This window comes from Sediminicola luteus (assembly GCF_040566555.1).
Classification (GTDB): domain Bacteria; phylum Bacteroidota; class Bacteroidia; order Flavobacteriales; family Flavobacteriaceae; genus Sediminicola.
This window is the reverse complement of sequence record NZ_JBEWYP010000002.1, coordinates 353428-364403: the sequence shown is the minus strand read 5'-3', so window position 1 is coordinate 364403 and position 10976 is coordinate 353428. Positions and strand designations below refer to the sequence as shown.

The following is a 10976-nucleotide window of genomic DNA, read 5'->3' as shown; positions in this document are numbered from 1 at the left end:
ATGTCTTGATCTTTTTTTTAGATTTTACCTTATAATAGAGACTATTGCATTTGGAATAATATCTATAGCATAAAAGGTAAATTTATATACTAAATCAAGGTAGCAGAAGAAAACCGGATAAAACCAAGGATTATCATTACTACTTCTGGTGTATTTGTTGACTTTAGTTTTTTTATTTATCTAAGCTTTTGCCCCTTCGCTAGTTTTAAAATTAGGGTCCTAGTTTATGGTTTGTTATTTAATTTCAGGATATAGTCAATCACTCTAGAACAGGCCTCTCCATCTCCATAAGGATTATGTAATTTACCCATTTGCTCATATGCTTGGGCGTCGTTCAAGAGCCTTGTGGTTTCGGTAATAATTTTTTCTTTATCTGTGCCAACCAGAAGCACTGTACCTGCATCAACGGCCTCTGGTCTCTCAGTGGTATCGCGCATTACCAAAACTGGCTTTCCCAAGCTAGGTGCTTCTTCCTGAACCCCACCACTATCAGTAATAATTAAATAAGACTTTTCCATGAGCCATACAAAGGCAGGATAAGAAAGGGGTGCGATTAAAGATATGTTTTCGATGTTCCCCAAGATTTCATAAACTGGCTTTTGTACGTTCGGGTTTAAATGAACAGGATATATAATTTGAGTGCCCGGATTATCCAAGGCAATGGCTTTTAAGGCTTCACAGATATTAATAAAGCCTTGGCCATGGTTTTCCCTTCTGTGGCCGGTAACTAAAATCAATCTTTTATTGGGATCTAAAATCGTTTTTAATTTGACAACTTCAGCATCTATAAAATCGTTACTATTCACCTTTTTGACGCTAAATAACAAGGCATCGATTATTGTATTTCCAGTTACAATAATACTCTCTTCCTTTTTATTCTCTCTAAGTAAATTATCTCTAGAGGTTGTTGTAGGCGCAAAATGTAAGTTACTCACTACCCCGGTTACACTTCGATTCATCTCCTCTGGGAATGGAGAGTGCATGTTAAAGGTTCTAAGTCCAGCTTCTATGTGACAAATCTTTGCACCAGCATAAAAAGCTGCCAAACTAGCAGCCATGGTGGTGGTGGTATCGCCATGTACAAAGACATAATCCGGTTGAAACTTTTCTAGAACAGGTTTTAAGTTGGTAATAATTTCGGCGGTCAGAGTATATAAGTTCTGATTAGGCTTCATTAAATCTAAGTCAAAATCGGGGGTAATTTCAAAGAATTCCAAAACCTGATCTAACATTTCTCTATGTTGGGCCGTAATACACACCTTAGTGTCAAATTGGTCAAAGTGTTTTTGAAAATCCTTAACCAAAGGCGCCATTTTAATTGCTTCTGGTCTAGTTCCAAAAATGATCAGATTCTTTATTTTCATTTTACTTTTTTGTTATCACAGAATATTCAGAACACTATTTCGTGGCCTTCGCGCAAAACTACGATAATTATTATCTCTGACAACTGTGGCCATACTACTAAAATCGTTTTCTGCGATTATCTTCTTTGAAAAATCATACCATGTCATAGCCTCACCGTCAGTATAATGAGTAATTCCAAAAGTAGAATCCTCATTGTTAATTAGACCTAAAATGAATTGCGCTAAATTTGCAGCATCAGTTGGACTACCAACCTGTTCATCGGTAACATATATGGTTTCCCTTTTTTCAGCTTTTTTCAGAATAGTTTTATAGAAATTCTTACCATGTTCCTTATGGTACAACCAAGAAGTTCGAATGATAAAATATTGGTTTAGTATTTCTTGAATGTGTTTTTCGCCTTCCCATTTGGACTTCCCATATTCATTGATTGGGTTTGGAAGGTCATCAACTGTATATGGAAGGCCTTTTTCCCCATCAAAAACATAATCCGTTGAGATATGAATCAGAACTACCTTATTCTCCTTACACGCATAGGCAATATGCTTTACTGCCTCCGCATTAATTTTATAGGCGATTGTAGGAGTTTTTTCTGCTTGTTCCACATCCGTATAAGCGGCACAATTAATACAGTAGTCAAAATTTCCATAATCAAAAATATCCTTTACTTGATCCTCACTGGTTATGTCCAGCTGACTTCTATCTTTAAAGACAAATTCCAGTTCTTGAAAGTCCTTACGAATATCTTGAATACTCAGCCCCAATTGCCCTGAAGCTCCAGTGACTAATACCCGCTTCATAATTTCAGATCTTTTAACAAAGGTAGCTTTAGGTCCTTTTCAGAAAGTATTAAATCGTCTTCTGCCATTTCCCAATTAATATCCAGGACTGGATCATTATATAAAATACCTGCCTCTGATTTGGGATTGTATATAGCATCACACTTATAGGAAAATATGACATGATCTGTTAATGCCAAAAACCCATGTGCCATACCTTTTGGTATAAAAATTGAAGTTCTATTCTCATCCGAAAGCTTCATTTTAAAATGTTTCCCGAAGGATGGACTTCCTTTTCTTATATCTACTATCACATCCAATACCTCCCCCTTCACTACATGTACCAATTTAGCCTGAGCGTAATCTCTTTTTTGATAATGTAGACCTCGTAGAACTCCTTTTTTAGAAATAGAAACATTGTCCTGAACAAAATCTACCTTTCCCCCGATACTTCTCTCAAACCTGTCTTTATGGTATGATTCATAAAAAACTCCCCTTTCATCCTCATATGTGATCGGCTCCAAAATATAACAACCTTTTAATGGGGTTTCTGTAATTTTCAATATTATATATTATTATGTTGTTATCCTGTTATTTTGTGAAGATGTTAAAGAGTTTCATATTAACTTCTTCTTCATTTCGTTACTTAGTTAACGAGTTAATTCTTTTTTCTATTAATCTGCTTTTAACACCCCCTTATTCCTTTCTTCGTCTGAATTCATTATAGATATTCAATAGGAAATTCATAATTAAAGTATTTTAGGCTTCATAACGGCGTAACTGCTTAACTAGATAACTCATCATCCAGCTATTCTCTTGTCAGACCAATCAGATATTTGCCATACCCGCTTTTTAAAAGGGGTTCTGCCAACTTATGAAGTTGAGCTTTGGAAATATATCCCATGGTATATGCAACCTCCTCTATGGCGCCTATCTTAAGTCCCTGACGCTCCTCTATTACTTCAACAAATTGTGAGGCCTGCATTAAAGACTGAAATGTTCCAGTGTCCAACCATGCTGTACCCCTATCCAAAATACTCACTTTTAGTCTCCCCTGTGCCAAATAGGCTCTATTAATATCAGTTATCTCCAACTCTCCCCTTTTGCTTGGTTTGATCTCCTTTGCAATTCTCACCACGTTATTATCATAAAAATAAATCCCTGGTACTGCATAATTTGATTTTGGATGTGTTGGTTTTTCCTCAATACTTATCGCATTACCTTGACTGTCGAACTCCACCACCCCATACCGCTCAGGATCTTGGACGTGGTAGCCGTATATAATACCACCTTCAGGGTCGTTATTCTCCTGCAATAAAGTTGATAACCCAGTGCCATAAAATATATTATCGCCTAAGATCAGTGCCACGTTGTCCTTTCCTATGAAGTCCTCTCCAATTATAAAGGCTTCTGCTAAACCATTCGGATTTTCCTGTGTAGCATAGGTAAATTTACATCCTAATTGGCTACCATCACCCAATAGTTTCTTGAACAAGACTGTGTCCTCGGGTGTTGTTATAATAAGTATTTCCTTAATTCCAGACGACATTAATGTGGCCAGCGGATAATAAATCATCGGCTTGTCATATATCGGCATCAGTTGCTTGCTCATCACCATGGTAATGGGATAAAGTCTTGTACCTGAACCACCTGCCAAAATAATGCCTTTCATTTTTTTAAAACTGTTATCTTGTTACGCATGTTATGTTGTTATGTTATGGGTTGTAAAAAGCTTTATTGTTTTAGACTTGTGATCAATTTTGATAACATTCTTCTGATATAGATAATTTTCAAAATGACATCGTCTAAATTTTTTACATAGTTTAATTTGAGAGCTATTTCAATCTGTGTTTCAAGTTCGGATAACGAACCTAAGGCAATATACAAGAAACGAATAAATTCTTTAGATCCATTTCTACCTGCTCCTTCAGCTATATTTGATGGTATAGATATTGATGCTCTCCTAATCTGACTGGTTAATCCGTAAAGTTCATCCTTGGGAAATTCCTTTGTAGCGGCATAAATTATTATAACCAACTCCATTGACTCTTTCCATACTTTGAGATCTTTATGGGATTTAACTTCCATTAATTTCTATTTGAATTTATTATAACTCCATCACAACATAACTATCATAACTCAAAACCGTATTATTTCTACTATTTCCGCATTAATCCATCTCGTCTACTTTTCCGTACTTTCCTAAATACCAACCAACTGTCCTTTCCAAACCTGTTTCAAAATTCTCTTGTGGTTGCCAACCTATTTCCTTCTCAACCTTAGAATAATCAATTGCGTAACGATAATCGTGGCCTGGCCTATCCTTAACGAAGATAATTTGGTCCACATACCTTCCTTCCTTTTTTGGGGCTATAGCATCTAAAATACTACACAAACTATTTGCTATTTGTAAATTTGTCCTTTCTACTCCTCCTCCAAAAAGATACGTTTCTCCTGAACTGCCTTTTTTAAAAACCTCCCATATTCCTTTACAGTGGTCAGTTACAAATAACCAATCCCTTATATTTTTCCCGTCTCCATAAATAGGGATGTCTCTTCCCTTAATCGCATTTCTTATTATGGTGGGAATCAACTTTTCATCATGTTGATGGGGGCCATAATTATTAGAACAGTTGGTAGTGACCACATTTAAGCCATAGGTGTGGTGATAACTTCGAACTAAAAAATCAGAAGATGCCTTGGATGCACTATAAGGACTGTTTGGGGCATAAGGCGTACTTTCTTTGAAGTATCCCTTTGGTCCTAGACTACCATATACCTCATCTGTTGATATATGATGAAATCTTGCCTTTTCAAATCCTTCTTTTAAAATAAATGGCCCATTTGTCCAATGCTTTCGTGCGGCTTCCAAAAGTACAAATGTCCCTTCTATGTTTGATTTAATAAAGGCTAATGGACCCGAAATGGAATTATCGACATGTGATTCAGCAGCAAAATGCACTACTGCATTTATACTATATTCCATAAATATTTGGTCTACTAGCTCTGTATCACAAATATCCCCCTTAACAAATGTATACCGAATGTTATTTTTAAATTGAGCCGTGTTATGCAAGTTTCCAGCATAGGTTAAGGCGTCCAAATTGATTACGTTAGAATGTATATCGGCCTTCAGGAGATAGTTAATAAAATTGCTCCCAATAAAACCTGCTCCCCCCGTGACCAAAATATTCATAGCCTATTCCTTTTTATAATTTTTTAAATAGGTATTAAGTTCAAGAATACTTAGTACTAATAATGTAAGTCCAATAAGACCAACAGGAATCCAAAATTTGAAACTGTTCCATACCCCCTTTACTTCTACTCCCCTTCTAGGGAAAGCTGAAATAACGTTAAGGATACTTGATTTATTCGCACGTTCTTCATTCAAAAGAACCAAACTTGTCTTTAGCTCTTCCATCTTATTGATCAAAGCCAATTCTTTATTTTCCTTTCCGCCATTTTCGCCCAAGCTAATACTAGTACCTTGCATGGGCTTGTCGGCTTCCTTAATCATTACCTTTTTGTACAAAAGTTGAAGGGAGTCTATTTCATTGATCTGCTTCTTATAAATGCTATCCTGTAAGTTCAAATTAATATCACTGATGTCCTTTTGTAAGTTGAAATAATCGTTCCTGGAGATAGAATTGATAATGGAGGGCTGTATCTTTTTGGCAATGGAATTATTTGTTGCAGTTACAGAAACAGTATGAAATCTTGCATCAAGGGAGTTGAAATTCAAAAGATATTTCTCCATATCAATGGCTTTCTGTGTGGTCGTATCCAAACTCCTCACAAACTTATCAAAAAGTTGCACTTTTTGGTTTTCATCGGAATAGGACTCCACACTGAACATCTTAATATGCCCAGCCTCAGAACGGGTAATGTCCAAAGCTTCTGCCAATGCCGAGGAATCTTGTGATTTTGCCAATTCATTATAGAAAGTGACGTTGTTATACAATTGCTGGACACTATTAAAATTAGGCTCTACCACCATAGTAGAAATGTATTTGGGCTCTTTGATAATATCGAGATATACCCCTATTGCCAATCCTACAACCCCTGCAATCGCAAACTTTATAAAATGCTTTTGAATGAATAATAAAAAGTGGATTATAATCTTAAAGATGCCTTTAAAAATATTTCCAATAAAGTTGAAGAACTTCTTAAAGCCATTACCAATCATTTGGAACAATTGTCCCAAATCTACTTCCTCGGAAGATGAATTGCTGTTTACCGGTTGCTGGTTGGACATATATTATGAATTAAATATTTGTGTTAGTATTTTATCAGTGATCAAATAGGTGGGTTTTACCCCTGTGGTTCCCAAACCACCTGAAGCCAAAGTACTCCCCGTTTCCAAAGGGTTGTCAGAGGCATAATAGGCATATCGCACCTTTACATCTTCCCTAATGCTCTTGCGCACCTTGGAAGCCGCTTGGATAGCCTTTTGGTAATGTACTCCCTCCATTTCCAAGCCTATTACATTCCAGGTGGATTCGTGGAAGAATTTCAAAATATCCTTATTCTGTAAGGAGGTCCCCAGAACCGTTATCATGGCGCCTTCCAATACCTTGAGCCCGTTCCCTTCAAAATCCTTTGCGGTGAACTCATTCTTAAATGGATAATTATCCGCCGTTCCCTCAAATATATGGGAAGTTGGGATCATCAAATCTCCCTTGCCTCCTTCCAGTATGCCCGCTTTTCCCATAATGGAAATAGATGCCACATCTAAAAATACCTCTTGGTTTTTTTTCTTCTTATAAGGCTTTAAAAACTCGTCAATAGTTTCATAGGCCTGTTCTCCGAATGCGTAGTCCATCACAAAAATGACGGGCTTTTTATCATCGGGAATATTTTCATTCAATTCAAAACAACAGGCATCCTTGCCCAATTTGGCAGTATCAAATATTTGCACATCTATATTCGTACCAGAAGTATCGTCCAAAGAAATCATTCCATTCTTCTTCGCCACGGATATTACCTTGTTTCTCAGGGCACCGTTTTCAGGTGAACTAAGCGCCTCATAAATCTCTAATGAAGCTGATTTGCCATACTCCTTGGACAACGCCTTTTTTGCGAACAAGGAATTCATGACACTATGCATATTGGCACTAATGATATGAATGGGTCTTTCCAAGAGACCATGTGCTTTTAATGTTTCCTTTATATCATTTGCCCATCGTTCTCCATGAATGTGGTGGCCCAAACGCTCCCTCAATAAAGGTGTAAAGGTGATAGCCCTCTTATTGCCGGTAGTCTCTTCTTCAATGGCCAACTTGCCCAGCCAGTAAACGATCTTAAGAAATCGCTCCGGTTCTGCTTTCGTTGCGAACTTTTTGTGTATTTCTATGGCCTCGGTAAAGGATCTTCCCAGGATATTGGCAGTATGGATCAATGCCACCTCCCTTTCGGTCTGGGTCAGTTTGTTCTTCGCTATGGCCTCCTCCAATTTCACCCAGTCCCTAATGGTCCTATCGGTATCCTCTATCAAGACCCTTTTGGCTATTTTCTGGGATTCTATAAATAAGAAAGTCAGGTGGGTAAGAATGTCATAAATATCGGAACGGCCCCTGGTAATCTCAATGTTCATCTGCTCATCGTCTATACGGTAGCAGTTTCTCCTTCTTTTTGGGGGAATAATTGGTTTAAAGTGCGACTTCCCATATCCTTCGTCCGAGGTAAGGTTGATAAATCTACATTGCTCAATACCTTCAGGCAAGCGCTCCAAGACATAAATCAAACCGTTCAATTCAGTTTTTTCCTCAGCAATGGAACCATAAATCTCTGGTCTCAATTGCAATAAGGCATTTCTCAAGGTTTCCCCTGAAATGCCCATTGGCTTGTAAAACCCCCTATTAAAAAGGTGGCGCATCGTAATATATAATCGCTCAATGGCATTGGTAGATTCTTGAGCCCTTGTTGTATGTTTCAATTTATTCATAATTCTGCCTGCAAAATTACACTTATTATTTAGGATAACCCATAAGTGCGCTTATTTTCTAAAATCTGGATATTTTAAGGACTATTTACTTCCTGCGACATACCTTGCCAATGCATCGGCAACCTTCCTATCGTTAGACAGACGCTGTACTTTATTCTGCCCCCCCAGCTTTCCAAGAGATTTCATGTAGTCGTTAAAGCCACCTTGTCTGATTGGTGTTATTTTTAACGTTTGCAGCACCTTACCCACTTTAAGGTCATAGTAGTAACTATTTTGATCTTGTAATTCTTGATCAAGCACCTTAATAAACTTTTGATAATCTGAAGGTTCTTTTTCAAACTCGATCAACCATTCGTGATAAGGCAATTGATCGCCTTCCGGTGCAATCTGGGGGGCCACTGTAAATTCATTGATCCTGGCGTCAGTTACAGAGATTGCTTTTCGCATGGCTTCCTCCACTTCCTTTCCAATCACGTGTTCCCCAAAGGCGGATATAAAATGTTTGATCCTCCCTGATACTATTATTTTATAAGGTTTTAAAGAAATAAACTGAACGGTATCTCCTAGGTTGTACGCCCATAATCCAGCATTCGTGGAAATGATCATGACATAATTGACCCCGAGTTCTACTTCTTTTATCGTTAGACGCTTAGGGTCCTCTTCAAAAAATTCATCGGATTTTACAAACTCATAAAAAATACCGGAATCCAACAGCAGGAGCATGCCCTTTTCCTTTTGGGAATTTTGATAGGCAAAAAATCCTTCGCTGGCCGGAAACAGTTCTATACTGTCCACCCTTTTACCCATCAAACTTTCGAATTTCGCGCGGTAGGGTTCAAAATTAACGCCCCCATAGATAAATAGCTGGAAGTTCTTAAATAGTTCTCCCACCTTCTTCCCTGATTTTTGATTCAATTTTTCAAAGTACATCTGCACCCAGGAAGGAATTCCCGCAATTACGGTCATATCCTCATTTTCGGTTTCCTTAACTATCTCGTTGACCTTCGTTTCCCAATCTTCAATACAGTTTGTTTCCCAGGATGGCAAGCGGTTTTTCTGAAGATAATTGGGAACATAGTGGGCGGATATTCCAGATAACCGCCCCAATTTAATTCCGTTTTTCTCCTGCAATTCTGGACTTCCTTGAAGGAATATCATTTTACCGGTCACAAAATCTGCGTTCCCAGTTTCATCAATATAATTCAAGATGGCATTTCTAGAGGCCTCTATTTGGTATTTGATGGATTCATCGGTGATAGGAATATATTTGGCGCCCGAGGTGGTGCCCGATGTTTTTGCAAAATAGGCCGGTTTTCCAGGCCAAAGGATATTTTCCTTACCCTTTATAACTTCTTCCACATACGGTTTTAACTCTTCATAATCCCGAATTGGGACATTTTTGGAAAAATCCGAATATGATTTAATGCTGTCAAAATTATGGTCTTGCCCAAACTTCGTCCGTGATCCTTCTTTAATCAACTTTAAAAACACCTTTTCCTGTGCCTTAAGAGGATCATTGATCCATTTGGCATTTTTCTTCGCAATTCGCCTTGCAAAAATCCGTGCTGCAAACGATTTTATAGACATAGGTTATTTATTTAAAATCGATGAAATCCAACGGGTTGACCGGACCACCATTGTTCCAAAGTTCAAAATGTAGATGGGGTCCAGTAGTAAGTTCACCAGTATTGCCAACAGACGCAATGACCTCCCCAGCCCTAACCATTTCCCCTTGGTGCTTATTTAGCGAACCATTGTGTTTGTAAACCGATAGTAATCCGTCTTTATGTTCCAAAATGATGACATAACCTGTATCAGCCGTCCACTCAGAAAAAATCACCATTCCGTCCGCCACTGCTTTTACGGGAGTATTTGTTACCGCCACAACATCCACAGCATAGTGTTTCTTTTGAGGGTTATATTCTTGCGTTATAGTTCCCCCTACTGGAGGAAACAAAACCAGGTTCACATCTTTGATGTCCCTTTCAAACAAACTGTACTTGTCCTCCATTGCAACCTGTTCCCGCAATAAGGAATCTTCCCTAATTGGGGTAAGGTCGATAGAAGACGGATCCAGTTTGAACTGCTCGAACAACGAATCCCTATTGACCTGATTATTAGCAATATCACCATTCAGCACCATTCTGATATTATCAAGATACTTATTGGTATAATTTAATACGGTCACCAATGAATCCGTTTTATAGGTCAGTTCAGTGGCTTGTCTTTTAAGTTTCGTTGAAGAATATCCTGGGATATATTCCCGTAAGGGGGTAAAGGCGATAAGTACCGTAGTAAAGGCAATCAGGGCAAAAATCAAAAGGGAGCCGGTAACAAAAACATTCAACCGGCTTAATTTAAAGGAAATCTTCTCTTCAAAGGTATTTTCATTAAGTATCACCAAGCGATACTTATGCAAAAGCTTCTTTTTGATTTCTTTCCTTTTTTTACCTTTCTTGGCCATAGTTTACAAATATAATGTTACTGTCGAATAATTCAGAGGAGTTTTGATAATTCTACCCCCTGCAACCAATTGACAGTTAAAATGTATACGCTGATAAATGGGATTTGGTTTACAAAGTTAAATTACTATTTCCTTTGTAATAATAACTGATTACTTATTACTTTTTTAGTACCTTTGTGGTCTATTTAAATCATCTAAAATGATATCATCTAACATTTTTTTAGCAGTTGGCCCTTGGCAAATAGTTATAGTGGTTTTGGTCATTCTCTTATTGTTCGGCGGAAAGAAAATTCCAGAATTAATGCGTGGACTTGGAAGTGGAATTAAAGAATTTAAAGACGCATCTAAGGAAGATGATGCTCCAAAAGACAAAATCGAAGAAAAAAAATAATCTTATACATTAAGTAAAAAACACCCCTAGTGGGTG

Annotated in this window: 11 protein-coding genes; 1 reads left to right on the top strand and 10 read right to left on the bottom strand. The window is 37.6% G+C overall.

The annotated features are described in order from the left end of the window. Positions 1 to 224: 224 nt before the first annotated feature. The 10 genes from wecB to ABXZ32_RS05195 all read right to left on the bottom strand — a co-directional run bounded on the left by wecB (position 225) and on the right by ABXZ32_RS05195 (position 10549). Complete coding sequence (wecB, locus tag ABXZ32_RS05240; RefSeq protein ID WP_354617617.1) at positions 225 to 1364, bottom strand: non-hydrolyzing UDP-N-acetylglucosamine 2-epimerase; 1140 nt, start codon at positions 1362 to 1364, stop codon at positions 225 to 227. A gap of 15 nt (positions 1365 to 1379) precedes the next feature. Then, positions 1380 to 2162 (bottom strand): dTDP-4-dehydrorhamnose reductase, encoded by a 783-nt coding sequence (gene rfbD / locus ABXZ32_RS05235; RefSeq protein ID WP_354617616.1) that lies wholly within the window; start codon positions 2160 to 2162, stop codon positions 1380 to 1382. Further along, the gene (gene rfbC, locus ABXZ32_RS05230) at positions 2159 to 2704 is read right to left on the bottom strand and encodes a dTDP-4-dehydrorhamnose 3,5-epimerase (RefSeq protein ID WP_354617615.1); all 546 of its coding nucleotides are present in this window, start codon (positions 2702 to 2704) and stop codon (positions 2159 to 2161) included. The genes rfbD and rfbC overlap by 4 nt, the downstream gene beginning before the upstream one ends. A gap of 245 nt (positions 2705 to 2949) precedes the next feature. Continuing rightward, positions 2950 to 3813, bottom strand: a complete 864-nt coding sequence (rfbA, locus tag ABXZ32_RS05225) for a glucose-1-phosphate thymidylyltransferase RfbA (RefSeq protein WP_354617614.1) — start codon at positions 3811 to 3813, stop codon at positions 2950 to 2952. Positions 3814 to 3875: 62 nt separating this feature from the next. Further along, positions 3876 to 4229 carry a four helix bundle protein gene (locus ABXZ32_RS05220; protein WP_354617613.1) on the bottom strand — a complete coding sequence of 118 codons (354 nt, stop codon included), beginning with the start codon at positions 4227 to 4229 and terminating at the stop codon, positions 3876 to 3878. 82 nt (positions 4230 to 4311) lie between these two features. Then, the gene (rfbB, locus tag ABXZ32_RS05215) at positions 4312 to 5337 is read right to left on the bottom strand and encodes a dTDP-glucose 4,6-dehydratase (RefSeq protein ID WP_354617612.1); all 1026 of its coding nucleotides are present in this window, start codon (positions 5335 to 5337) and stop codon (positions 4312 to 4314) included. Between the two features lie 3 nt (positions 5338 to 5340). Continuing rightward, positions 5341 to 6396: a hypothetical protein gene (locus ABXZ32_RS05210; RefSeq protein WP_354617611.1), complete on the bottom strand. Its 1056-nt coding sequence runs from the start codon at positions 6394 to 6396 to the stop codon at positions 5341 to 5343. A 3-nt stretch (positions 6397 to 6399) separates the two neighbouring features. Continuing rightward, the gene (locus ABXZ32_RS05205) at positions 6400 to 8085 is read right to left on the bottom strand and encodes a DUF6909 family protein (protein ID WP_354617610.1); all 1686 of its coding nucleotides are present in this window, start codon (positions 8083 to 8085) and stop codon (positions 6400 to 6402) included. Between the two features lie 81 nt (positions 8086 to 8166). After that, a complete protein-coding gene (locus ABXZ32_RS05200) occupies positions 8167 to 9672 on the bottom strand; it encodes a GH3 auxin-responsive promoter family protein (protein WP_354617609.1) in 1506 nt (501 codons plus the stop codon). A gap of 7 nt (positions 9673 to 9679) precedes the next feature. Next, on the bottom strand, positions 9680 to 10549 hold the full coding sequence (locus ABXZ32_RS05195) for a M23 family metallopeptidase (RefSeq protein WP_354617608.1): 870 nt from the start codon (positions 10547 to 10549) through the stop codon (positions 9680 to 9682). 199 nt (positions 10550 to 10748) lie between these two features. Between ABXZ32_RS05195 and tatA the strand changes: the two genes are divergently transcribed. Then, positions 10749 to 10940, top strand: coding sequence for a twin-arginine translocase TatA/TatE family subunit (gene tatA / locus ABXZ32_RS05190; protein ID WP_354617607.1), 192 nt, complete (start codon positions 10749 to 10751; stop codon positions 10938 to 10940). Positions 10941 to 10976 lie beyond the last annotated feature (36 nt).